Source organism: Cupriavidus sp. FW305-F7, assembly GCF_058782875.1.
In genome coordinates, this window is sequence record NZ_JBYSYC010000019.1 from 81,575 (window position 1) to 106,889 (window position 25,315).

Here is a 25,315-nt window from a genome sequence, read left to right on the forward strand (position 1 = left end):
TCTTCCTGTGGCATAGGCACGCCTGACGCGTGCGGCCCACGCTCGTCCTGATGACGAGGCTGACGAATCCCGCAAGCCAGATGTATCACGATAACAAAGGAGACAGTGATGAAATTGAATCGTTTCGCAGCAGTTGCGCTGGCCGCGTGCTCGGGTTCCGCATTGGCACAGTCGAGCGTCACACTGTACGGGGTGATCGATGCAAGCGTGGAGTATGTGGACCACGTGGGCGCGGTGCCGACAGTGGCCAATGGCTTTAACCCGGGGCCTGGACATGATGTCGTTCGCCTGAACTCGGGCGGTTTATCCGGTTCTCGCTGGGGTATCCGCGGCGTGGAGGACCTCGGCGCGGGGACACAAGCCGTGTTTGTCCTCGAAAATGGATTCAACGGCGATACCGGCACCATGCAACAGTCGAGCCGGCTTTTCGGTCGGCAGGCTTTTGTGGGGATCAAGAACGCGACCTATGGCCAGATCAGCCTTGGGCGTCAGTACACCTCGTTGTTCGACAGCATTGTCAATTTTGTGCCGGCATACTTTGCCACGCAGTACGAGCCGATCACGCTCTTCACCGGTGCGAACTTCCGTGAAGACAATACGATCAAGTACACATTGAATGCAGGCCAGTTCACGGGCGTGGCGCATTACTCCTTCGGTACGGGTGTAGCCCTCCCGCAAACAGTGCAGACTGGCCTGGCAATCGGTGGCAATGGCGAAGTGCCGGGCCAGGTGCGAAGAGACAGCGCCTATGGCGCGTCTCTGTCCTACACCGGTGGGGCTCTGTGGGCTGCGATCGCCTACGATCAGTTCAATCCCTCCATCGGCACGACGACCAGCGCGAGCAGTGGCAGTTTCAAGAAGGCCACAGCGGCGCTCAGCTATAGCCTGCCTTGGGGACGGGTCATGGGCGGCTATCGTTGGGGACAAAACAAGACGCCATCCGGAGCAACGATTGGACGCGATGACTTCTTCTGGGTCGGCGGCATCTATCAGGTGACACCTGCTTTCAGTCTCACGCTCGAGTACGACTACGACAAGGTCCGCAATGTCTTCGGAAACACCAACGTCGCCAATTCCTGGCAGGTAAACCTAATTGCCGACTACAACGTTTCGAAGCGGACGGACGTGTACCTGTCCGCAGCCTATGCCAAGAATGCAGGGTTGATGTTCGACTCGGCGTTGATTGCCTATGCGAATAGCCTCGCGCTGGGCAACAGCTATGTACTCGGCAGCGGCAACTCGTCAATGATGGGCGTGTCGGTTGGCGTCCGGCACAAATTCTGAGGCATCGGCACATTGGCCGTCCGGTCCCAACTGCCGTTCGTGAGTAGGCGGCCGGACGGATTTGTAGCGAAATCCGAACGGCTGAAGTCGTCTAGGAAGCTGCCACTGGGAATGTCTGGGCCATTGTCCGCTCATGGCCGAACGCCGGCCGTCAGCGTACCGTTTCCTCTGACCGACCCTTGGTCATTCGCGTACCCCTCCGCGAATGGCCTAAGCTCGTCCGGGTTACGCCCTTCTGGATCTCGCGCTGGCATGATCCGGTTGGCCTGGCTTGTGGGCACCGTCGCTAGCGCGCGAGTGAGCGTCTTGGCATTTAGCTTCTACGAATCGCTATCCCGTTGCTAGATACCGCTACGAGCGCGATTTCCGGCTCACGGCTGAGCCGGCAGTGCGCGCTCGATCTTCACTGGGATGGGGCCATGAAGAATCGAGCATCCTGCTCGATCGCTGGCGCCACCTGCTCATCGTTATATGCCAGCCACCCACTTGTCTGGCATCCATGAAGTGCCGCGATGGCATCAGCGCAAAAACGCCAATGTCAGGAGAGCGCCACGGTGCGTGCACCTGCACTAAGCGGCCATTGCGCACAGCGTCTATGACGCTGAACACCGGCAATAGTGCGATCCCAACACTGGCTTCGGCAATGTCCCGAAGGACATCTGGCGTGTCGGCCACGCATGGACCCTTGGGGACAAGTTCGTGGCTACGATTGCCAGGGCCCATAAGCTTCCAAACGGGACTGACAGACGTGGCGGCCTGTAGACAGGCATGGTTTCTGAGGTCATCCGGTGCTTGCGGTGTCCCATACGTCCTGAGATAAGAGGGCGGTGGGCGACGCGCGTAGCACTGAAAACATCGTGCCCAAACGCCGTGATACCAGCCCCGAGTCTTGTAGTGACTCGGCCAAGCAGATTCCGACATCGGTACCGCGTGCCAGCAGGTTCGGCACATACTGGGACGTACTGTATTCGACCCGAATCCCGGGCTGCCGCCGAAAAAACTCTGGTAGAGCCGGCACCACGTAGCGCTGACCGAAGTTGGTCATGGACTGCCAGCGAAGCGTGCCTGTATGGGTATTTGCCGCCCCGGCAGCCTGGGCCTCAGCTTCAGCGACCAAATCGAGAATTTCCCGGCATCGCTCAAGATAGGCTGCGCCGGTATCGATGCAGCAGTTTGGCACCAAGACGCTTCTCCAACTCGCTGACGAGGCGCGATACCTGCGCAGTCGTCAGTTCGAGTTGCTCGGCTGCCTTCGAGAAGTTGCCAGCGTCCCTCACGCAGACAAACGCACGCAACGCGTGGAGTACGCTCAGATTGTTACTCATTTCGTAAATAACCTTCCTTCCGGTGCGTATTGTTTGCAAATTCGCGCCCAAAGACAATGACCTTGGAGTGGTTACCTTGGACGAGCTGTCCGGGGTGATCGGCCGAACGAGCGACAAGCGCGCTCCGCTGGCTTGCCAATCAAGTAGATGGCATAAATCGCACAGACTATGTCGCTTTGGACGCTATGCGTCAACGACGGCATGGTGGTTAATCAGGAGTCGGCAGCCCTCACGCCGAGCCTATTACTACGAGGAGATATCCCCATGAACTTGTCGTTGCGAGCGGCTGCTCCCTACGACGCGACCTTCGGCTTGAATCATCGCTGCGGTTGCCAGGACCAGGGAGGCCAAAATGTCTGAACTCACTCCACCTCTGGCAGCGCCACTGCGTCCGGCACGGCTCGAAGATCGCTATCAACTGGAACGCGGCCCCGCCTACATCAGCGGCACGCAGGCTTTGGTTCGGTTGCTCTTCAATCAGAGCGCGCGTGATCGTGCGGATGGTTTGAACACTGCAGGCTTTGTCAGCGGATATCGTGGGTCGCCGCTGTCCGGGCTGGACCAGGTGCTCTTTGGCGTCAAGAAGCTTCTGAAAGAGAAGCAGATCGAGTTTATCCCCGGCATCAATGAAGACTTGGCGGCAACCGCGTGTTGGGGCACGCAGCAGTTGATGCAGCGCCCGGAAGAGGCCGCGGTCGATGGTGTGTTCGCCATGTGGTACGGCAAGGGACCCGGCGTAGACAGGAGTGCGGATGCGCTCAAGCATGCCAATGCCGCAGGAACATCCCCGCACGGCGGCGCGCTTGTGCTGGCTGCCGACGACCACACTGCCAAGTCGTCCTCCTTTGCGCACCAGAGCGAGCAACTGCTGGTCGCCTCGTTCATTCCCATCCTGTACCCGAGCAACGTGCAGGAGTATCTCGATTATGGGATCCATGGCTGGGCCATGAGCCGGGCGTCCGGCTTGTGGGTCGGGATGAAGTGTGTTGGCGATATCGTCGAGACAACCTCAGTTGCCGATGTGGATCCGTTTCGGGTCGATTGTCGTCCCCCCGAAGATTTCAAGGCGTCTGAAGACGTTCACATCCGCTGGCCAGACGTGTGGGCGGAACAAGAGCCGCGCCTCGTGCGCTCAAAACTGCCACTGGCGCTGTCCTACTGTCGCGCCAACGGGTTGAACCGTATTGTGTTGAAGGGTGCGGGCTCGCGAATTGGCATCATCGCGGCAGGCAAACCATACAACGACGTGCGCGAAGCTCTTGCGCTGCTGGGCCTTAGCGAGGACGAACTCGCGTCGAAGGGAATTGCCCTTCTGAAACTTGGTATGGTCTGGCCGTTGGAGCCCCACATCGTCAGGGAGTTCGCACAGAATCTTGATGAGATTATCGTCGTTGAGGAGAAGCGGGCCCTGATTGAGCAGCAGGTCAAGGACATCCTTTATCCATTGGCTGCGAGTGGGGACAAAGCACCGCGAGTGGTTGGAAAGGCGGGCAGCGGACTTCAATGCTCGGAGTTTGAGATTCCTGCCGATCAGCGGCTACTCCGTGGTGACGCCGAACTGGGCCCTGCTGAGATTGCCTCGGCCATTCTTGCGCGCCTGCACGCCAATGGAATCGGCATGTGCCAAGCCATGCCATCGAGGGATGGCAACGGTAAGCTGGCTCCGCCGGTGGCGCGCCGGCCATACTTCTGCTCTGGTTGCCCTCACAACAGCTCGACCAAGGTACCCGAAGGCTCCCGGGCGACAGCCGGTATTGGCTGCCACTACATGGCCAACTGGATGAATCGCCGTACCGAGAGCTACACGCACATGGGCGGCGAAGGTGTGCCCTGGGTCGGGCAAAGCCGCTTTTCCAAGCGGTCGCATATGTTCGCGAACATGGGAGATGGCACGTTCTTCCACTCAGGATCGCTCGCGATTCGCCAGGCCGTGGCGGCCAAGGCGCCCATGACGTTCAAGATTCTGTTCAATGACGCTGTAGCGCTCACTGGTGGGCAGTCGCACGACGGCCCACTCACTGCGCCTATGCTCACGCAACTGCTTCACGCAGAGGGTGTCGAACGCATTGTGGTCGTCAGCGACGACGTGGCCAAATACCGGGGACATCAGGCGGCATTTGCGCTCGGTACCACCTTCCATCATCGGCGTGATCTTGATGCTGTTCAGCGGGAATTGCGTGAAGTGCCGGGTGTTACGGCGCTGGTATATGACCAGACCTGTGCCGCGGAAAAGCGCCGCCGTCGCAAACGCAACAAGTATCCGGATCCGGCCGTCCGCTACGTGATCAATCCCGAAGTGTGCGAGGCATGCGGCGACTGTACTGTAAAGAGTAACTGTGTCTCGGTTGAACCCCTGGAGACACCGTTGGGCCGCAAGCGCCAGATCAATCAATCTGCCTGTAACAAGGACTATTCCTGCGCGGATGGCTTCTGCCCGAGCTTTGTGGCTGTGGAAGGAGGGGCGCTGCGGAAGAAGCCGGTTGGGTCGAGCCCGGAGAGCGACCCGGCGGCCTGGCCCGATCCGCCGTATCCTCAATTGCCGGATCTCCATGCCGCATATGCCATCCTCGTCAACGGTGTGGGTGGCACCGGAGTACTGACCATCGGCAACATTCTGGGCATGGCTGCCCATCTGCAGGGCTTGCACTGCTCGGTGATGGACATGGCGGGGCTAGCGCAGAAGGGCGGCGCCGTGTGGAGCCATGTCCGGATCGGCAATTCGGCGGAGGAAATCCATTCGCCAAAGATTCCGGAACAAGCGGCGGATGCACTGATTGGCGGCGATCTGGTGGTGAGCGCGCATCCCGACTCCGTAAGCAGGCTAAAGGCGATGGCTCGCGCCGTTGTGAACGCGAACGTCTCGCCCACAGCGGACTTTCAGCAGAATCGCGATTTCGCCATGCCGGAGAAGGCGCTCTGGGAGATCGTCGAGAAGTCATGCGAGGAGAAGAGCCTGGCGAAAGTGCCTGCTCAGGACCTAGCGGTGCGTTACTGCGGAGACGGTGTCTATGCGAACATGATCATGCTGGGTGCTGCGTGGCAGGCCGGTCACGTGCCGCTGTCTCTCGATGCTCTGCGCCGGGCCATCGAACTGAACGGACAATCGGTGGACGCCAACATGCGAGCGTTCAAGATTGGCCGGCAGTATGTGGCTTCACCAGGTCGGCTGGATGATCGCTCGACCTCGGTGGTGCAATGGATGCCACGTGCGGATCGAGAGAGCATTCAGCAGTTGATGGAAGACCGTCGTGCCCGGCTGGTGGCTTATCAGAATGCGCGCTATGCAAATGAATACGAAGTGTTCCTGCAGATGGTGCGGTCGTTCGATGGCCAGACGCCGAGCGGCTTCGATCGGGTAGTCGCGAAGAACCTGTACAAACTGATGGCATACAAGGACGAGTATGAGGTCGCGCGACTCCATTCGTCTTCGGATCTGCGCAAGCTAATCGAGAGTCAGTTTGATGGCCAGTACAAGCTCAGGTTCTCGCTGGCCCCCCCGCTACTTGCCCGGCGTGGTTCTGATGGACTCCCTCGCAAGAAGCTGTACGGAGGCTGGATGCACCAAGGGTTTCGCGTGCTTGCAGGCCTGAAATTCTTGAGGGGAACGCTCGTCGATCCGTTTGGATACACGCATGAACGTCGTGTGGAACGTGCTCTGATCGAAGAGTACAGGGCTGGGATTCGAGCGACGCTGCCCTTTGTGGCAACTCATCCGGAGAAGTGCATGGAGCTCGCGCGTATTCCAGAGCAGATCCGCGGCTTTGGACATGTAAAGGCGGCAGCTATCGAAAGCGCTCGTTTGCGTCAAAGGTCATTGCTTCGCGAAATCACTGGCAAAGACCATTCCCGCATTGGTTACTCGGAGCCATCTGCCTAGCCTACCAATTCACGGACGCACCCTTTGCAAGACAGCGTATCCAATCTCCTCCGTCCTGACGGACGGAGTTCTCCTTGAGTTCAGGCGCCATCAACAGATGGCGCCTGACTTATTGCAGCGTCTGTGGCAACGAGGTGGTCATTTCCTAACCGCAAAAGCGCGAGTACAGAATGACCATCGCCGAAATGCCTACGCTTTCGGCGTGGGGCGGAGGTGCAAGCCTATTGCTCCTTCGCTGAGGGGCCGCGGAAGCGACTGCGATAAGCACCCGGACTAAGGCCCACTTTTTCCTTGAACAGCCGGCAAAAGGAGCTCGTGTCGGTATAACCGACCTGCGCGGCAATCCGTTCAACGTTAAGGTCTCCGGCTTCCAGCAGGCTCCGCGCCGACTCTATGCGCAGGCTTTGCAGGTACCGGAGCGGCGGTTGATTGAGCGCTGCCTGGAAGCGGCGAATGATTGTGCGTTCGCTCACGCCCAGGTCATTTGCCATGTCAGACATCCTCACATCCTTGGTCATGTGCTTCTGGAGCCAGTGTTGCGCACGGTGCACCAGCGAATCGGCGTGGGCTTTATCCGTCAGCAGCGGAAGGTAAGGCGTCTGCTTCGTTTGACTGACGTCGATGAGCATCGTCTTGGCACACTGGGACGCAATCATGGGTCCGCAGAAGCGCTCAATGATGTGAACGGTCTGCAATAGATAGGAGGCCTGTGCGCCGGCGCAGATCAACCGGTCAGCTTCGGTAATCACGGGTTCGAGTTGAAGATCTACCCGCGGAAACTTGGTACGGAACTGCTCAGCCAGCCACCATGTGGTCGTTGCGGGGCGCCCGTCGAGAAGGCCGGTCTTCGCAAGTACGAAAGTTCCGGTGCAGCTAGCAGCCAGGCAAGCGCCCGCATCCCACTGAGAGACAAGCCAATCGCATGCCGCTGACTGACGCGCCAGCAACCGTTCGAATGCCTTGCTGCCGGCATAGTGGGCGCTAGGGACGAAAACGAGATCGAACTTCCCTCGTGCGCGAATGGCTTCCGTGTCCACTTGCAGCCCGTTACTCGTGGTTACGGGCCCTCCGGCAGGCGAAACAAAATGCCACTCAAACTGCACCGCGCCGGCCCCCAGTTGTCGCCGCAAATGGGAGTTCGCGATCTGAAGTAGATCAGCGAATCCTCCAAGGCTGGAAGCGTAGCATTCGTCATAAGCGAGGACGGCGGCGCGGTGCGTCATGGTTGGCGTAATTCACACTAAATGTGTCAGTCTAGCCAATGTACATCAAAGGCGCTGCTGGGGAAACTGTAGCCATTCCATGAGGCGCGATCGCCCAAGGGGTATGTGGAGATCGCGCAATCCGGTCGGTCGCACTTGAAGTGATTCAGCGTAACCCCAATCCGCTGGGCACCTAAGGTTGGACTGATTGGGGGCGACTCGGATTGAACCGGGGCAGCGCGGGCGAGACAAAGCACTCCTCAAACCAACGCGTCACAGCTCCATACCCCTAAATAGCTGTCCGCGACCTCATATTCGGATTCAGTACTTGGAAGGATTGATCTTATGCGTATATCAAATGTCGGCGTCATCGGCGCTGGGACAATGGGTAATGGAATCGCGCAAGTATGCGCATCCACAGGCATCGATGTCGTGCTCCTGGATGTTTCCGACGAGGCGCTACAGCGAGGGGTATCGGTCATTTCCGGGAGCCTAGACCGTCTTATCAAGAAGGGCGTCCTGTCTGCTGACAACAAGAAGGAGGTGATGGCTCGAATCTGCGGGACGACCCAGTACAGTGATCTGGCTAGCGTCGACCTTGTGATTGAGGCCGCCACTGAAAATGAAGTCCTGAAACTACGCATTCTCAAGGATGTTGATGCCGTGATTGGGGACGATGCAATCATCGCGACGAACACATCATCCATCTCCATCACCAAGCTGGCGGCAGCTACGTCGCGTCCGGAGCGATGCATCGGTACGCACTTCTTCAACCCGGTGCCATTGATGGCCCTGGTGGAGTTGATTCCTGGCCTGCAGACTTCCGATGAAACTCAGCGGCGAATCGGGGACTTCGTCAAAGCCATCGGAAAGAAATCGATTCTTGCGAAGAATAGTCCAGGATTCGCGGTCAACCGTATTCTCTGCCCGATGATCAATGAGGCCATTTTTGCCCTGCAGGAAGGCCTGGCATCGGCGGAGGACATCGACAACGGCATGAAGCTCGGCGCTAACCATCCCATTGGTCCACTCGCACTAGCGGACCTGATTGGGTTGGACACGATGCTCTCGGTCATGGAGGTCTTCTATGAGAGCTTCAACGACCCCAAGTACCGACCCGCTCAGCTCCTGAAGGAAATGGTCGACGCCGGCTACCTCGGCAGAAAGAGCGGGCGAGGCTTCTACCAATACTGCTAATTCAAAGAAATTGCGTCAGGAGACAGGTTGATCATGAGCAGCAGCGACGATGCGGTATTGCTTGAGCTCCAGGACGGAGTTGCCAAGCTCCGCTTTAACAGGCCGCGTAGCCTTAACGCTATATCGCCAGAGTTGGCTGAGCGATTCCTTCAACGGTGTCGGGAAGTCCGGGCGAGTACAGCCTGCCGCGCGGTTGTTATTAGTGGCGAAGGGCGTGCGTTCATGGCCGGAGGCGACCTGAGCCGCTTCTATCAGGGATTCGAAGTGGCCGCGGATACGGCCGAGGCGATGATCGCGCCAATGAATGAGGCGCTGTCCATTCTGGCATCGCTTCCATTGCCGGTGGTGGCCAGCTTGCACGGGCCGGTGGCAGGGGCAGGAATGAGTGTCGCGCTCGCCTGTGATCTTGCTGTGGCGTCCGACGACGTCCAGTTCTCGTTTGGCTACACGCAGATTGGCGCCAGCCCGGATCTCGGCATTTCTTCGATGCTGCCTCGTACGGTAGGGCTTCGCAATGCGATGGGCATTGCGTTGCTCGGCCAGAGCCTCGATGCGGAGCAGGCGATGAAGCTCGGTCTGATCAACCGGCTAGTGCCTCGGCAGGACTTGGCGCGAGAAACGGACGCCGTCATGGCTCATCTCGCCACGGGACCAACCCTCGCCTATGCGCAAACGAAGCGGCTGTTGCGGTCATCTTTCGACCGTCCTTTCGCAGCGCAATTGTCAGAAGAACTGGCGGCCTTCCGCGCGTCTGCTGCCACCCATGATTTCGTCGAGGGTGTTTCATCGTTCATCGAGAAACGCCAGCCCGCGCGGTTCTCTGGAGCCTAGCATCGCTGGGATCCAGCCGCAAGGCGGCAATGCGCGATTGCCGGGTGTGCGCAAGAGGGCCGCAGAGCCCTCAGGCGCGCGTAGTCGGTCACGGAACAAGTCTGCTTAGGAACGCCGCGACATGCGTGCTTAGCGCCTGGTTCCACTTCATGGCGCGGTGACCAGTACTCAGCTTCAGATCCCGATTCCACATAAGAAAATACAAACAGGAGACAACATGTCTAACAGCGTTGCACGTGCCGATGGTATCACTCAGCCTGATTCCTTCGAACGGGAGGCCTATGCCAAAGTCACCTTGCGACTGATCCCGCTGCTCTTCGTTAGTTACGTGATGGGGTTCCTTGATCGGGTCAATGTCGGCTTCGCCAAGCTGCAGATGCTGTCCGATCTGAGCTTCAGCGAGGCGACGTACGGACTTGGCGCCGGGATTTTCTTCCTGGGGTACGTGCTCTTCGAGGTCCCCAGCAACATCATCCAGCACCGAGTCGGTGCACGACGCTGGATCTCCAGAATCATGATCACATGGGGTCTGCTCTCTGCCGCCATGATGTTCGTTCAGACGCCCACCACCTTCTACGTCCTGCGATTCCTGCTTGGTGTCGCGGAGGCGGGGTTCCTGCCAGGCATTGTCATGTATCTGACGTACTGGTATCCGGCGCAACGCCGCGGAAGGATCATGGCATTGTTCTTTGCTGCCGTTCCGGCGTCGGGATTGATCGGTGGTCCGCTTTCTGGGTGGATTCTGGAATCGCTTTCCGGCGCATATGGCTTCGCGGGCTGGCAATGGCTGTTTGTTCTCGAGGCTTTGCCATCGATTCTTCTGGGTCTGGTGATCCTTCTGGTGTTGCCGGACGGTATCCAGGACGCCTCATGGCTCGGACCGCAAGAGAAGAGCGTGCTCGCCGCAAATGTCAAAGCAGAGGGGCGGGATAAGGATGACGTCAAGTTGAGAGCGATTTTCTGCGACAAGCGCGTGCTGGTCATGGCTGCCATTTATTTCTGTGCGACGACGGCTGGATATGGCATTAGCTTCTGGTTGCCGACCATCATCAAGACGACCGGTGTCGTGAGCCCGCTACATATTGGCTTGCTGACCGCGGTTCCGTTCCTGTTGGCGATTGTCGGTATGCTGCTCTTTAGTCGCAGTGCCGACGCACGACGCGAGCGCAAGCTGCACCTCGTGAGCGCAATGTCGATTGGGGCATGCGGATTGATTCTCAGCGTCTTCTCCAGTTCGAACACAACTGGAGCACTCGTCGCGTTATCCATCGCGGCCATCGGCGTGTATTCGGCTTTTCCGATCTTTTGGAGCTTTCCGACTGCCTTTCTGACGGGGGTAGGTGCCGCGGCTGCTATTGCGTTCATCACTTCGGTCGGCAACATCGGCGGCTTTGTCAGTTCCTATCTTATCGGCTGGGTCAAACAGATGTCGGGCAGTACCAATCTTGCCATGCTTGTGCTCGCAGCAGTCTACGTCGTGGGTGTGCTGTTGACGCTGACCGTACCCAGTCGCCTCGTCAATAAATGATCGACGTTTGGCTCTTCACAACGTAGGGCTTCCAATTACCAGGAGACATGTGTGAACAAGACAGCGCAGTCGACATCCGTGCGCCGTCCTTTTCCAGGTGAACTGCGCGCGTCGCTCAAGTCCATGTTTGGCGAGCGTGTCTCGACCGCGGAGGCAGTCCGCTTGCATCATGGTCGAGACGAATCGCCTTTCAATCCGCAGTTACCCGACGCGGTGGTATTCGCACAAAGCGCCGAAGGCGTGCAAGTCATCGTAAAGCTCTGTGCGCAATACGACGTTCCAATCATTCCCTATGGCAACGGCTCGTCGCTGGAAGGCCATCTGCTTGCCGTGCAGGGTGGGGTTTCCATCGATATGTCGGAGAGGAATCGTGTGTTGTCGATCAACGCCGAAGATCTGACTGTCACTGTCGAGCCTGGTATCTCACGCAAGCAAGTGAATGAAGCTCTGCGCGAAGCCGGTCTCTTCTTCCCGATTGATCCCGGCGCGGATGCGACTATCGGTGGCATGACGGCGACGCGCGCGTCGGGTACCAATGCTGTGCGATATGGCACGATGCGCGACGACGTGCTGGATCTGACCGTCGTGCTCGCCGACGGACGCCTCATCCATACCGGAACGCGCGCGCGAAAATCATCGGCAGGCTACGATTTGACGCGCCTCTTTGTCGGCTCGGAAGGCACGCTTGGGATCATCACCGAAGTTACGTTGCGACTCTATCCGCAGCCCGAAGCGGTATCTGCGGCGGTGTGCGCGTTTTCGTCGATGCACTTACCATCCATTCGATCAACCGTCATTCGAATCTGACGCTTCGTGAAACGCCGACGCTCTTCTTCGAGTTCCACGGAACCGACACGGGCGTGAAGGAACAGGCGGAACTGGTGCAGGAGATCGCCGTACAGAATGGCGGGGAAGGCTTCGAGTGGGCGACGCGGTCGGAAGACCGCAACCGCTTGTGGAACGCGCGGCACAACGCTTACTTCGCAATGCTGCAACTGAAGCCCGGCTGCCAGGCGGTGACCACGGATGTATGCGTGCCGATCTCTCGGCTCGCGGAGTGTGTCATTGAAACGGAGAAAGATCTGAGGGGGGCGACACTGCCGTGCCCGATCGTGGGCCACGTCGGGGATGGCAATTTCCACGTTGCGATTCTGGTCGATCCGAATAAGCCCGAGGAACTCGAAGAAGCAGAACGCCTGAACCACCGTATCGTCCAGCGCGCGCTGGACATGAATGGCACTTGCACAGGTGAGCATGGTGTTGGTGTGCATAAGATGGATTTCCTGATTCAGGAGTACGGTGCCGCCGCCGTGGATACGATGCGCACAATCAAGCACGCTCTCGATCCGTCCAACCTGATGAATCCAGGCAAGATCTTCTCCTGGACGCCTTAAGCGCCTGCCCGGGGCGCTGTTTTTAGCGAGGTACGCGACACGGAAATCAGCTTGCGAACTCCACATCAGCCTTAGATGATGGTCGCCCCTTCCGTTTGCCACGGCAGGGGAGGCAACAGTAAGTTGAGTAACCGGCGCATAGTTGTCCTTGCCTCTTGCATGGCGTAAATCGCATTGAATGTGTCAGAGTAGACAATGGTCAATAGCGGGTGGTATCGGGAAACTGTGTCTATCCACCTGAACATGGTCGGCACATCGTGGGCACAACGTCGTCGTCGAAAAGACGGGGTGTCCGCATGGTGTCCAACGTTGGTGGAAGGTGGCAGGTGCCGATGCTCGGCGCAGTGGCGTGAGCGCGGGGACTTCACTTGCGAAGCGAACGGAGTCTGTATGGATGCCAGATTTTCAGAGACGGTGACGAAGGCGGACTCGTCGAAGGACGACCGTGATTCCGTATCGGTGGTGGGTAGCTGCCTCGCACTCACCAGTGTGCGTACTAATGAGGTGAGGGACTTCTATCGCGGGTATGCCTTGGTCGCCATGGCAACCGCCGTGATAGCTGTCGTGGTCGGTATTGTGTTCTTTGCCGTTGGAATTCTCCCGTAATGAAAGTCCTAATCGTTCATGCTCATCCGGAGCCCCAGTCGTTTAGCTCGGCCTTGAAAACCGTCTCCGTGGAAGCCTTCCGCGAAGCCGGGCACGAAGTCCAGGTCTCAGATCTCTATGCAATGGGCTTCAACCCGGTTGCGTCTGCTGCCGATTTCGGCGATCGGGCAAATCCTGAGTACTGTGTTTATGCGCTGGAGCAGCGCAATGGCGTGGCGACCGGCACTATCAGCCCGGATATTCAACGCGAACTCGAGAAGCTCATGCAGTGCGATCTCCTCGTGCTCAACTTTCCGTTGTTCTGGTTTTCGACGCCGGCGATCCTCAAGGGATGGCTTGACCGCGTGCTCGTCTCTGGAACGGTCTATGGAGGAACACGCTTCTATGACCGTGGAGGACTTCGCGGCAAGCGTGCGCTGGTGAGCGTTACGCTTGGCGGACAGGAACACATGTTCGGATGCGACGGTGTGCACGGACCGCTCGAATCAATGTTGAGGCACTTGTTGCAGGGAACGTTGGGGTACACAGGACTTGACGTACTGCCGCCGTTCTTTGCGTGGCACGTGCCATACATCACGCACGAGGACAGAGTCGCGATGTTGGAGGCGTGGCGTGAGCGGATTGCCACGCTTGACGATGCGGTCCCGCTTTCGTTCCCGAGTCTCAATGACTTTGATGAACTGCTGTATCCGCTCAAAAGAGCAGAGCAAAGCGAAACAGTTTGATAGCGGTCAAAGCCTGACCGACACAGTCCCATTGTCATTGATATGCGGGCAGGAGAACCGTCGCCGGGCCTCACGGGGCCCGGCTGCATGGCCCTACAGTCGTCGCCTGTCAAAGCGGAGAACGTTGTATGAAGTCGCCTGTTGAGCGAACGGCCATTGCGACGCGCATGGCCGATGTCGCTCCATTCTATGCCATTGATATCCTGACCCAAGCCAAGCGGCTCGAAGCGGCAGGGCGGGATGTGGTCCACATGGAAGTCGGTGAGCCCGACTTCCCGACGCCGCCCGCAGTCATCACTGCCGCCCAGGCGGCCATTGCCAATGGCAAGACCACCTATACCCCTGCGCTAGGCATACCGGAGCTCCGAGAGGCTATTGCCGGCTACTACCAAAGTCGCTACGGCGTATCCGTTCCCGCTTCACGCATCGCGGTGACCCCTGGCGCGTCCGGCGCGCTGATTCTCGCCTTGGCTTGCCTCACCGAGCCCGGCAAAGAATGGTTGCTGACCGATCCCGGCTATCCATGCAACCGCAACTTCGTCCGCATCTTTGAGGGCGTACCGAAGTCGATTCCAGTGGGAGAGCAAAGTAATTTCCAGCCCACCCTGGATGACCTTCATGCTCATTGGAGCAACGCCACGGCAGGGGTCATGCTGGCTTCCCCGGCCAACCCCACTGGCACGATGCTCAGCCTGGACCAGATCAGTGCGTTCGCCGACTATATTCGAAACAAGGGCGGGCACTTCATTCTGGACGAGATCTACCAGGGATTGACGTACGAGAACGAGACATCCACGGCACTGCAATGCTGTGACGACGTCTGGATCGTACAAAGCTTCTCGAAGTACTTCCAGATGACAGGTTGGCGTCTGGGCTGGCTGGTGGTGCCGGAAGCATATACCCGTCATATCGAGAAGCTGGCGCAGAACCTGTTCCTGTCCCCCTCGGCCCCAGCGCAATACGCAGCGCTGGCGGCATTCGATCCCGAGACGCTGGACCTCGTGGAGCATCGTCGGGCTGAATTCCGGCGTCGCCGGGACTTTCTATCCGCAGAGCTCGCGCGACTCGGATTCCGTATTGCGGCAAGGCCTGAGGGTGCGTTCTACATCTACGCCGACTGTTCTGCCTTCACGAGCGACAGCTTTGCATTTGCGAAGGCACTGCTCGAGCAAGCCGGAGTGGCGGTCGCACCTGGCCTGGATTTCGGAGCCAATGAACCCGGCCGCTACGTTCGCTTTGCCTATGCCGCGGACGTCGATCGTCTTGGTGAGGCTGTGAAGCGCATCGAGCGCTTTCTTAAGGGGTAATGGCGTCGGTCGGCGCCTTCCCGAAACCGAGTCACGGGTATGTGGGTGGTCCGCGCTCGGGTTCGATGGCGTTCGTGTCAAAGCGAGGGCGACACACCAGTACCAATGTAGTGATTTGACAGGCAATCAATGTAGTGATTTGACAGGCAATCAGCCTGAGTGGGGAGTATTTTGCAATGAGCAATCGTGAAGTGGTAGTGGTCGGCGCCGCCCGTACGGCGATCGGTACCTTTGGTGGGTCGCTGAAGGATGTTCCGATGACTGTTCTGGGCGCCACGGTGGTTCGCGCGGCGCTGGAGCGCTCCGGTGCGCAGGCTAGCGATATCGGGCATGTCGTCATGGGCAATGTCATTCCCACCGAGCCTAAGGATGCGTATCTCAGCCGCGTTTCCGCAATGGATGCGGGAATTCCAAAGGAGACTCCGGCATTCAACGTTAATCGCCTCTGCGGCTCCGGTCTTCAGGCGATCATCTGTGCGGCGCAGTCCGTCATGCTAGGCGATGTGGACCTGGCGGTCGGGGGAGGCGCCGAGTCCATGAGCCGCGGTCCGTACATCGCGCAGGCTGCGCGGTGGGGCATGCGCATGGGCGATGGCCAGATGGTCGACTACATGAATGGCATCCTTCATGATCCGTGGAAGCGCATTCACATGGGCGTGACGGCGGAGAACGTCGCGGAGCGCTACGGCGTCTCCCGCATTGAACAGGATGAACTGGCCTTGGAGAGCCAGCGACGCGCTGTCGCGGCGATTGAAGAGGGTCGGTTCAAGAGCCAGATTGTTCCCGTTGCGATAAAGACCCGGCAAGGTGTGGTTGAGTTCGATACAGACGAGCACGTCCGCAGGGACGCGAGTTCTGACGCACTGTCAAGGATGAAGCCCGTATTCAGGGAGGGCGGATCGGTAACGGCCGGCAATGCTTCAGGCATCAATGATGGCGCGGCCGCGTTGGTTCTTGCCGAAGCCAGCAGGGCAGCCGCTCTGGGGCTCAAGCCCTTAGCCAGGTTGGTTGGCTATGCGCATGCAGGCGTGGAGCCCGAGTATATGGGGATTGGACCGGTGCCGGCTACGCGTCTGGTAATGCAACGAACGGGCCTCAAGCTCTCGGACATGGACGTGATCGAGGCGAACGAAGCATTCGCTGCGCAGGCTTGCGCAGTGGCGAAGGAGTTGAGCTTCGATCCGCAAAAGGTCAATCCCAACGGGTCGGGCATTTCCTTGGGACATCCGGTTGGCGCGACGGGCGCGATCATCTCGGTAAAGGCGATCTATGAACTGCACAGGACGGGGGGGCGCTACGCGCTCGTGACGATGTGCATCGGCGGTGGCCAGGGCATCGCGGCAATCTACGAACGCATCTGAAGCTTTGATGGGACTTCATCCTGCAAGACCTGCACGTCAAGCATGACGCTAACGGAAGAGCTGGGCGAACTGAGGCGCGAGGTACGGGCGGCGAGCGTCCAGGCCTCGCGCGAAGTGCACTTGCTGGCTTCCCCGGGCCGTGAAAAAGAGGCACTACGGGCAATTCTCGAAGCCCGGATCACTCACAGTCGCCCTCGCCAAAAGGTTGTGCACTTTGCCTGCGCAGCCGAGCGCCGCATATTCTTGAGTGCAGCGCATTTTGAAGAGTGCCGTGAGGTTGCGTCCACTTGTCTGGCGCTTAGGACCCTCTTCTGGGCGTCTTGCCTCCGGCTCGGAAGATGATGGCTGTTTGGTGTGCCGGCAACTGCGAAAGATCGGCAGTTTTCAGCACCAACTTATACGGGAAGTACGAGAATGAGCGAGATCATTGACGCTTGGATTCAATTGCCCAACAAGGACTATCTGCTCAACGCCATGTTCGACTCGCTGCGGAGGTGGCCGACGAACTGGAAGACACTGGCCCTCGACAATCCTGAAATTACGCATGAACAAGCGCTCGAAACCTTTCGCTCTCAGGGCGTTTCGCGCGTCATCGCCAGTGCCTGGTGGGGCCCAACTGGGCCGATGATCTCAAATGACGAGGTTGCGGCGGCAGTTCGCGCGCATCCGGAACAGGTTGTTGGTGTCGCGTCGGTCGACATCAGCCGGCCGATGGAGGCGGTGAGGGAACTGCGCCGGTGCGTAAAGGAATCTGGCTTCAAGGGCTTGCGGGTTTTGCCATGGTTGTGGGGCCTGCCTCCCGACGATCGCCGGTACTATCCGCTCTATTCCGAATGCATCGAACTGGACATTACGTTCTGTCTCCAAGTCGGGCATGCGGGCCCGATGCGTCCCTCGGAACCAGGGCGTCCTATTCCATACCTGGATAACGTTGCCCACGAGTTTCCGGAGTTACGCATCATAGGCGGGCACATCGGGTTTCCATGGGCGTCCGAAATGATCTCGCTCATGATGAAGCATCCGAACGTATATGTGGATACGTCGGCATACAAGGCTTCAAGGTTTCCGCAGGAGCTTGTGTCCTATATGCGTGGGCCGGGCAAGCACAAGGTGCTGTTCGGCACCAATTATCCCATGCTGACTCCCGCGGAGTGCCTGGCCGGCATTGACTCGCTCAACTTGGGCGAAGATGTGCTGCCGTTGTTTCTCGCGGGTAATGCGCGACGCGCGTTCAAGTTGGACGCATAAGTCGGGGAAATGGCGGGCGCAACCAGCGCCCGCCGACTACTGATCATGCGCACATAGGTGGGGGCGATGGCGGCTCGCCCGGCGCCAACTGGGGCTTGGCCCTCGCCTGCAAGTCACCGTAAGCCACCGACTCGTAGCTGGCGCTATAGCGCCAGCTTCAGTCAGGCGCTTTGGGATGCCTAAGCGTTGCGCCATTGCGGCGCTCGCTTTTCAAGGAAGGCATTGACACCTTCGCGCTGGTCCGCGCCGTCGAACAGATCGACAAAGCGCTCGCGCTCCAGCGCCAGCGCCGCCTGGCGTGGAACACCCTGACGCGCCAGATGTACCAGTTGCTTGCTGTAGGCCGCTGCGCGTGGACTCACGCTACAAGCGCGCTCGGCCATGGCCAGTGCCGTTTCCAAAGCCTTCCCCCGCGGCACGACTTCTTCGATCAGCCCAATGCGCAGCGCCGTGGCGGCATCGACGCGCTCATTGGTCAGAATCATGCGCTTGGCCCAGCCTTCGCCGACTAGCCATGGCAGGGTCTGCGTGCCGCAGCCGCTCGGCAATAGCCCTACGGCGGACTCGGGAAGTGCCATTTGTGCGTGCTCTTCGGCAATGCGAATATCGCAGGCCAGCGCACATTCCAACCCGCCGCCCATGGCGTAGCCGTTGATCGCGGCGATTACCGGCGGACGCGCGTTCTGCAGCGCTTCAAAGGCGGCGCCGAACTGCTGTGCAATTTGCCGCGCGCGGGCGCGGTCTCCGTCCGAGAATCCATTCAGATCGGCCCCGGCACTGAAGAACCTTTCGCCAGCGCCAGTGATAACCACGGCTCGGATTTCGGGATTGGCGTCGATGTCTGCTACCAAAGCACGCAACTGCTCAAGGCTGTCGGAGTTGAAAGCGTTAGCCGGCGGCCGGTTCAGTGTCAGCGTGGCGACGTGGCCGTCTTGGGAATATTGGATCATTGCTTGGGCTCCTCGCCGGCGGCGAATAGGTACTGACGGATTACGCCGGAGAAATCGAGCTGGCCGTCGCCGGCTTGGCTCATCGCCTGATAGATCTGCTGGGCCAGCGCGCCGAGGAACAGCGGCTGCTTCATGCCGCGCGCGGCGTCGGCCGCCAGGCCCAGGTCCTTGAGCATCAGCTCGGCGCCGAAGCCGCCCGTGTAGCCGCGCGACGAAGGTGCGGTCTCAATCACGCAGGGGTAGGGGTTGTAGGTGTCCGACGACCAGCAGCGCCCCGTCGACGTATTGACGATGCCCGCCAGCACGTTGGCGTCGATGCCCAGCCGCACGCCGAGCGCCATCGATTCGGACACACCGACCATCGAGATCCCGAGGATTAGGTTGTTGCAGATCTTGGCGATCTGGCCGGTGCCGGTGTCGCCGCAATGGACCAGGTTGCGGCCCATATTCGCAAGCACGGGCTTGATCAGCTCGAACAGTGCGGGCGGGGCGCCGACCATGAAAGTCAGGGTGCCGGCCTGCGCGCCGCCGGTGCCGCCGGACACCGGCGCATCGGCCAGCGCATTGCCGTGGGCCACCGCGGCGGCGGCCAACTCACGAACGGTGGCCGGGTCGATGGTGCTGGAATCGACTAGTGGCACGCCGGGACGTACCCCCGCCAGCACGCCGTTCTCGCCTAGGTAGGCGCTGCGCACATGCGCGGCGGCGGGCAGCATCGTGATGACGAGATCGGCCGAGGCGACGGCGTTGCGCGCGGTATCGGCAGTGGTGGCGCCTTCGGTGCACAGCGAGGCTACGGCGACAGCATTGAGGTCGAAGACGGTGAGGGTATGGCCGGCATTGAGCAGGTTACGCGCCATTGGCGCGCCCATATTACCCAGGCCGATGAAGGCGATATGCATGGAAGCTTCAGTCAGAGATAGTTCAAAGCCGCCCACTTGCACCCGGTCCCGAACTCAGGAACGGAACGCAAACGGCGGCACATGATTACCCAGTGGTGGCTTTACTTCAGGCTGATAGTCGTATTGACGCCGTCGTTGACAGTCGCGTCGTCAAACCAACGTGCGGTCACTGTCTTGGTTTGCGTGTAGAACTGCACCACCTGCTTGCCGTAAGGGCCCAGGTCGCCGAGCTTGGATCCGCGCGAACCCGTGAAGCTGAAGTAGGGCACGGGTACCGGGATTGGGATGTTGATGCCCACCTGCCCAACGTCGATTTCGCTTTGGAACTTGCGTGCCGCCGCGCCGCTCTGCGTGAATACGCCGGTGCCATTGCCAAACGGGTTGCGATTGACCAGCGCGATGGCGTCGTCGAGTGTTTCCACGCCGATGACCACGAGCACCGGGCCGAAGATCTCATTGGTGTAGACCGACATGTCGGGCGTCACGTCCGTGAAGATGGTGGGGCCAATGAAATTGCCTTGCGGGTAGCCGGGTACTTCCACGTTGCGGCCGTCGAGCGCCAGCGTGGCGCCTTCCTTCTCGCCGGAGGCGATGAGCCCAAGGACACGCTCCTTCGCTGCCACCGAAACCACCGGGCCGACATCGGTGCCGGCTTCCGCGCCAGCCCCGACCTTGAGCGTCTTCGCCTTGGCCACGAGTTCAGGCACCCATTCGCGCGCGGCGCCCACCAGTACGACTACGGAGGTAGCCATGCAGCGCTGGCCGGCTGCGCCGAAGCCGGCACCCGCGAGAGCGTTCAGTGTATGTTCCTTGTTTGCGTCCGGCAGTACCACTGCGTGGTTCTTCGCGCCCATCATGGACTGCACGCGCTTGCCATGCGCGCCAGCCAGGTTGTAGACGTGCGTGCCCACGGCGGTGGAGCCAACGAACGACACCGCCTTGATGTCCGGGTGCGTACAGAGTGCGTCGACTGCTTCCTTGGCACCGTGTACCACGTTCAGCACGCCTGCCGGGACGCCGGCCTCAATCGCGAGCTTCACCAGTTCGACTGTCGACAACGGATCCTGTTCAGATGGCTTCAGCACGAAGGTATTGCCACAGACGATGGCCATCGGGAACATCCACAGCGGAATCATCGCCGGGAAGTTGAACGGCGTGATGCCGGCGCAAACGCCGATCGGCTGCTGCAGCGTATACGTGTCGACGGTCGAGGCCACGTTTTCGGCAAAGCCGCCTTGCTGCAGCGTGCCGATCGAGCAGGCGTGCTCGACCACTTCCAGACCACGGAAGATATCACCCTCAGCATCGGCGAGCGTCTTGCCCTGTTCGGCGGTCAGGATGGCGGCGATCCGCTTGCTGTGCGCTCGAATCAGCGCCTGGTATCGCAGCATGACGCGGAGGCGCGCTCCGATCGGGGTGTGACGCCAGGTGGCGAACGCGTGATGGGCAGCGCTCACGGCGGCGGCCACTTCGCTGGCGGTAGCCAGCGGGACGCGCGCCAGGACTTCTTGCGTGGCGGGATTTACTACCTGGCGGAATTCGGTTGCGGACGATTCCACCCATTCGCCGTTGATCAGCAGTGGTACGGTCGGCACGGCATTGTCGGTCTTGTGCACGGCACTCATGGTTCTCTCCAGAGAAGCTCGGTCTGTTGGCAGGGTGAGGGTAGGACTACAGGCTGCGCGCGATTAGCATGCGCTGGATCTCGCTGGTGCCTTCGTAGATTTGGGTGATGCGGGCGTCGCGGTAGTGGCGCTCAACGGGGTAGTCTTCCAGGTAGCCGTAGCCGCCGTGGATCTGCAATGCCTTGGAACAGACGCGCTCGGCGAGTTCAGAGGCATAGAGCTTGGCCTGAGAAGCCTCTGACAGGCATGGCAAGCCTTCGCTACGCATACGTGCAGCGTGGTGCACCAGCAGACGCGCGGCGTTCAGCTCGGTCGCCATGTCGGCGAGCATGTCGGCGATGGGCGGATGTTCGCGTAGCGCTCGGCCAAACTGGATGCGCTCAGTGGCATAGCGACAGGCGGCTACGAATGCCGACCGCGCAATGCCAATCGCCTGTGCGGCGATGCCGATGCGACCGCCTTCCAGATTAGACAACGCGATGCGCAGTCCTTCGCCAGAGTCGCCCAGCAGCGCGTCGTGCGGCACGACGCAGTCTTCCAGCGTGATCGCGCAAGTGTCCGACGCGCGGATCCCCAGCTTCTTTTCCGGGGCGTGAACGATGAATCCTGGAGTATTGGTCGGTACCACGAAGGCTGAAATGCCCTTTTTGCCACGCTCGGGATCGGTGACGGCGAACACCACGGCCACGCCGGCACGTTTGCCGTTGGTGACAAACTGCTTGCTGCCATTGAGAACCCAGCCGTTGTCCGTGAGCCGAGCGCGAGTGCGCAAGTTGTGGGCCTCGGAGCCAGCCTGCGGCTCGGTCAGGCAGAAGGCGCCGATTATCTCGCCGCTTGCCAGACGTGCCAGGTAGCGTTCCTTCTGTAAGTCGGTGCCGAAGTGCAAGATTGGCCCGCAGCCGACCGAGTTGTGCACGCTCATTAGCGTCGCACTGGCGGCGCAGCCGGCCGCGATCTCTTCAATTGCGAGTGCATAGGCAACGTAGTCCGTATAGGTACCGCCCCATTCTTCTGGCACGATCATGCCAAGCAGGCCCAGTGCGCCCATCTCGGCGACGACTTCGTTAGGTAGGCGCCCATCGCGGTCCCACTGCGCTGCGCTGGGCGCCAGCCGTTCGCTGGCAAAGGCGCGTGCGCTATCACGGATCATCGTTTGCTCTTCGGTGAATTCGCTTTGCATGGCAGATTAACGGTGGCGTTCGCTTCCTGGAGCAGCGACGCAGGTCTGGAACGGGCTTAGCTGTGTGGGCGCAGTGTAGAAACACCGATGGCAGCGTTCTATGCCGAATTCCGCCAACTTCTCTGAACTCGTTTGCCACTCGGCTAGTTCTGCGACAGAGTTACTTGCACATATTGGCTATCGTGGGACCGACAGCTTCGCTGTGAGCGCATACGTTGTAGGGGTATTGCTAAGAGCCGAGCAAGTAGTCAGCGAGCATCGGATCTCTACGTACACGTGATGAGCTTGTGCGGCCAGACCGGGCGCTGACCAGACTAAAGCTCGCACCTTCATTGAAGTCCTGCGAATCAACTACCAATGGAGGACTGCTGTGCTATGGAAGAGCTAAACCTGTGAGCGCTCCCTTTGCGATGTCGGCCGACGGAGGATGGTGTCATCGTTTGCGGTTGTAGCGGCGTGATTGGGCGACGCGCAGCTCTGACTTTTAGGCAATTCGGCGAGAAATGGTGCAGCAAGAAGCATGTCTGGCTGAGCCCTGGTCGTAGTCGTGGCGTGATTAACCATAGATGTGTCAGTTTTGACAATGTACAACCGCTACTTGGGGCAGGAAACTGTGAGTGCACGCCACGTGCGGCAGCGCACCCCATGGGAACGCCTTCCCCTGGGCGTGACAACGATGTTGTCATGCCTTGAGACCCGGCGGAGCCAGGCCACCACTTGAGAGCCGGACGAGGGTTCAACGGCTGATTGCTTCCTTTGAAGTTTTGGGTGTGCAGATCGAGACAAATAGTCGTTCGGAAGAGACAGCCATGAGTAACCAGACAGTATCCACCGGCAGTAATCTCACGGCATCGAGCATGCTGCAAAAGGGGCTTGCGTATGTCAGTGGCGAGACCAATGTCCCGTTGAGCAACGAGACCATCGGGGAGTTCCTGCGCGCGACGGCGGCACGCTATCCCGACCGTAGCGCCGCGGTGTTCCGAGCTCAGAATGTACGTTGCACATGGGAAGAACTTGTGCATGAAGTTGACATACTTGCCACTGGGCTCGCAAACCTCGGCATCGTAAAGGGAGACCGCGTTGGTATCTGGTCACCGAATCGCTTTGAGTGGATACTAACGCAGTTCGCCACGGCGCAGATTGGTGCAATCCTTGTCAATATCAACCCGGCCTATCGTCTGGCAGAGGTTGAGTACGCATTGAACAAAGTCGGATGCAAGGCTCTCGTGGCGGCCGAGGCCTTCAAAAGCTCGAAGTACCTCGAGATGCTGCAAGAACTTGCGCCGGAGCTTGCGACGGCGATGCCCGGCGAACTGCATGCGCGAAGACTACCGGACCTGCGAGCGATCATTCGCATGGGGAATGCGAAGACGCCGGGGATGCTCAACTTCCCGGACGTGATGTCCTGTGGCAGGCAGCAACGAAAAGAAGCGAAGCTCGGGCAGTTGGCAGAATCTCTAAACGCTAACGATCCCATCAATATTCAATTCACCAGCGGTACAACCGGCAGCCCGAAGGGTGCAACACTAACGCACCGCAACATCATCAATAACGCGCGATTCGTCGGGATGACGTTGAGGCTGACAGAAGATGACTCCCTTTGCATTCCTGTGCCGCTGTATCACTGCTTTGGCATGGTGCTTGGAGTGCTTGCGTGTGTGGCAACAGGTTGCACGATGGTCTTCCCGGGCGAGGCGTTCGATCCGGGCGAGACGCTTTCCACGCTTCACGAAGAACACTGCACGGCGATTCACGGCGTCCCTACCATGTTTATCGCTGCACTCGACCATCCAGAGCTATACAGCTACGATCTAAGTCGTTTGCGAACAGGCGTGATGGCCGGGTCGCCCTGTCCGGTAGAGACTATGAAGCGTGTGGTGTCAAAGATGAATCTGCGCGAGATTACGATCGCGTATGGCATGACCGAGACAAGCCCGACTTCATTCCAGAGTTCGCCTGAGGACCCGCTCGAAAAGCGCACGACCACCGTTGGACGAGTACACCCTCATCTGGAGGTCAAAGTCGTTGACGCGTCCGGGCAGACGGTTCAAGTGGGTGAGACCGGGGAACTCTGCACGAAAGGCTATTCTGTCATGCAGGGTTACTGGGGCGACGACGAGAAGACGCGGGAAGCCATTATCGATGGATGGATCCACACCGGTGATCTCGCCACTATCGATGCCGACGGCTACTGCAATATCGTGGGGCGCTTGAAGGACATGCTGATTCGCGGTGGCGAAAACGTCTACCCGCGGGAGATTGAAGAGTTTCTTTTTCGGCACTCGAAGGTGCAGTCGGTTCAAGTCTTTGGCGTGCCGGACGAGAAGTACGGCGAAGAAGTCTGCGCGTGGATTATTCTGCGGCCTGGCGAGCAATGCTCCCCTGAGGAGATTCGGGAATTCTGCCGTGGCCAGATCGCGCATAGCAAGGTGCCGCGCTACATTCGATTTGTGGATGAGATGCCGATGACGGTGACCGGGAAAGTGCAGAAGTTCGCGATGAGGCAGAAGATGATCGAGGAGATCCAACTTGCCGACCCGAGGGCTGCCTGACGGGCGATATTCCCGGGTGTCGAAGAGGTTGGCGGCCACCCACTGGTCGTCAACCTCGCTTCGAGCGGTGTAGTCGCATAGTTCGTGGGGATCGGGCTAATGGGAAGGATGCGGTCCGGGGTACCGTGCGAATCGTTGAATTCGCGCGGGTGGGACGATACACTGGGTCGAACAAACTAGACATTGTGGCTCATGGATAGGTGGACAACCACTCGGGAGAG

General features: G+C 59.5%; 18 protein-coding genes and 2 pseudogenes. 12 read left to right on the forward strand and 8 right to left on the reverse strand.

From position 1 onward, the window contains the following. The first annotated feature begins 108 nt into the window (after window positions 1–108). Window positions 109–1,284, forward strand: coding sequence for a porin (locus tag AC3WL8_RS18985; protein WP_492378590.1), 1,176 nt, complete (start codon window positions 109–111; stop codon window positions 1,282–1,284). 351 nt (window positions 1,285–1,635) lie between these two features. Here AC3WL8_RS18985 and AC3WL8_RS18990 read toward each other — a convergent pair whose 3' ends face one another. The 3 genes and pseudogenes from AC3WL8_RS18990 to AC3WL8_RS19000 form a co-directional block, all read right to left on the reverse strand. Further along, entirely contained in the window at window positions 1,636–2,235 is a 600-nt protein-coding gene (locus AC3WL8_RS18990) for a LysR substrate-binding domain-containing protein (protein WP_492378591.1), read from the reverse strand. Next, window positions 2,156–2,329 (reverse strand): annotated as a pseudogene (locus AC3WL8_RS18995) (LysR family transcriptional regulator); the annotation flags it as partial. The gene AC3WL8_RS18990 and the pseudogene AC3WL8_RS18995, both read right to left, overlap by 80 nt. A 94-nt stretch (window positions 2,330–2,423) precedes the next feature. Next, window positions 2,424–2,609 (reverse strand): helix-turn-helix domain-containing protein, encoded by a 186-nt coding sequence (locus AC3WL8_RS19000; protein ID WP_492378592.1) that lies wholly within the window; start codon window positions 2,607–2,609, stop codon window positions 2,424–2,426. A gap of 352 nt (window positions 2,610–2,961) precedes the next feature. Here AC3WL8_RS19000 and AC3WL8_RS19005 point away from each other — a divergent pair, with 352 nt between their 5' ends. Then, the gene (locus tag AC3WL8_RS19005; RefSeq protein WP_492378593.1) at window positions 2,962–6,486 is read left to right on the forward strand and encodes an indolepyruvate ferredoxin oxidoreductase family protein; all 3,525 of its coding nucleotides are present in this window, start codon (window positions 2,962–2,964) and stop codon (window positions 6,484–6,486) included. 221 nt (window positions 6,487–6,707) lie between these two features. On the opposite strand, the gene AC3WL8_RS19010 is transcribed toward AC3WL8_RS19005, so the two are convergent. Further along, entirely contained in the window at window positions 6,708–7,709 is a 1,002-nt protein-coding gene (locus AC3WL8_RS19010) for a GlxA family transcriptional regulator (protein WP_492378594.1), read from the reverse strand. A 324-nt stretch (window positions 7,710–8,033) separates the two neighbouring features. On the opposite strand from AC3WL8_RS19010, the gene AC3WL8_RS19015 reads away from it, so the two are divergent. From AC3WL8_RS19015 to AC3WL8_RS19055, 9 genes and pseudogenes are all read left to right on the forward strand, one after another. Next, the gene (locus AC3WL8_RS19015) at window positions 8,034–8,885 is read left to right on the forward strand and encodes a 3-hydroxybutyryl-CoA dehydrogenase (RefSeq protein ID WP_492378595.1); all 852 of its coding nucleotides are present in this window, start codon (window positions 8,034–8,036) and stop codon (window positions 8,883–8,885) included. Between the two features lie 33 nt (window positions 8,886–8,918). Next, complete coding sequence (locus AC3WL8_RS19020) at window positions 8,919–9,716, forward strand: enoyl-CoA hydratase/isomerase family protein (RefSeq protein ID WP_492378596.1); 798 nt, start codon at window positions 8,919–8,921, stop codon at window positions 9,714–9,716. A gap of 217 nt (window positions 9,717–9,933) precedes the next feature. Beyond that, window positions 9,934–11,244, forward strand: coding sequence for an MFS transporter (locus AC3WL8_RS19025; RefSeq protein ID WP_492378597.1), 1,311 nt, complete (start codon window positions 9,934–9,936; stop codon window positions 11,242–11,244). Between the two features lie 123 nt (window positions 11,245–11,367). After that, a pseudogene (locus tag AC3WL8_RS19030) lies at window positions 11,368–12,629 on the forward strand (FAD-binding oxidoreductase); the annotation flags it as partial. 399 nt (window positions 12,630–13,028) lie between these two features. Beyond that, window positions 13,029–13,244: a hypothetical protein gene (locus tag AC3WL8_RS19035; RefSeq protein WP_492378598.1), complete on the forward strand. Its 216-nt coding sequence runs from the start codon at window positions 13,029–13,031 to the stop codon at window positions 13,242–13,244. Beyond that, on the forward strand, window positions 13,244–13,969 hold the full coding sequence (locus tag AC3WL8_RS19040; protein ID WP_492378599.1) for an NAD(P)H-dependent oxidoreductase: 726 nt from the start codon (window positions 13,244–13,246) through the stop codon (window positions 13,967–13,969). Before AC3WL8_RS19035 ends, AC3WL8_RS19040 begins: the two co-directional genes overlap by 1 nt. Before the next feature lie 128 nt (window positions 13,970–14,097). Further along, entirely contained in the window at window positions 14,098–15,276 is a 1,179-nt protein-coding gene (locus AC3WL8_RS19045; RefSeq protein WP_492378600.1) for a pyridoxal phosphate-dependent aminotransferase, read from the forward strand. A 176-nt stretch (window positions 15,277–15,452) separates the two neighbouring features. Then, window positions 15,453–16,637, forward strand: coding sequence for an acetyl-CoA C-acyltransferase family protein (locus AC3WL8_RS19050; RefSeq protein ID WP_492378601.1), 1,185 nt, complete (start codon window positions 15,453–15,455; stop codon window positions 16,635–16,637). Window positions 16,638–17,051: 414 nt separating this feature from the next. Beyond that, the gene (locus tag AC3WL8_RS19055) at window positions 17,052–17,885 is read left to right on the forward strand and encodes an amidohydrolase family protein (protein WP_492378602.1); all 834 of its coding nucleotides are present in this window, start codon (window positions 17,052–17,054) and stop codon (window positions 17,883–17,885) included. A gap of 179 nt (window positions 17,886–18,064) precedes the next feature. On the opposite strand, the gene AC3WL8_RS19060 is transcribed toward AC3WL8_RS19055, so the two are convergent. The 4 genes from AC3WL8_RS19060 to AC3WL8_RS19075 form a co-directional block, all read right to left on the reverse strand. Next, on the reverse strand, window positions 18,065–18,835 hold the full coding sequence (locus AC3WL8_RS19060) for an enoyl-CoA hydratase (protein WP_492378603.1): 771 nt from the start codon (window positions 18,833–18,835) through the stop codon (window positions 18,065–18,067). Continuing rightward, window positions 18,832–19,737, reverse strand: coding sequence for a 3-hydroxyisobutyrate dehydrogenase (mmsB, locus tag AC3WL8_RS19065; RefSeq protein WP_492378604.1), 906 nt, complete (start codon window positions 19,735–19,737; stop codon window positions 18,832–18,834). The genes AC3WL8_RS19060 and mmsB overlap by 4 nt, the downstream gene beginning before the upstream one ends. A gap of 101 nt (window positions 19,738–19,838) precedes the next feature. Then, on the reverse strand, window positions 19,839–21,362 hold the full coding sequence (locus tag AC3WL8_RS19070) for a CoA-acylating methylmalonate-semialdehyde dehydrogenase (RefSeq protein WP_492378605.1): 1,524 nt from the start codon (window positions 21,360–21,362) through the stop codon (window positions 19,839–19,841). Window positions 21,363–21,408: 46 nt separating this feature from the next. Further along, entirely contained in the window at window positions 21,409–22,542 is a 1,134-nt protein-coding gene (locus tag AC3WL8_RS19075; protein WP_492378606.1) for an acyl-CoA dehydrogenase family protein, read from the reverse strand. Window positions 22,543–23,351: 809 nt separating this feature from the next. Between AC3WL8_RS19075 and AC3WL8_RS19080 the strand changes: the two genes are divergently transcribed. Beyond that, window positions 23,352–25,094, forward strand: a complete 1,743-nt coding sequence (locus AC3WL8_RS19080) for an AMP-binding protein (protein ID WP_492378607.1) — start codon at window positions 23,352–23,354, stop codon at window positions 25,092–25,094. Window positions 25,095–25,315 lie beyond the last annotated feature (221 nt).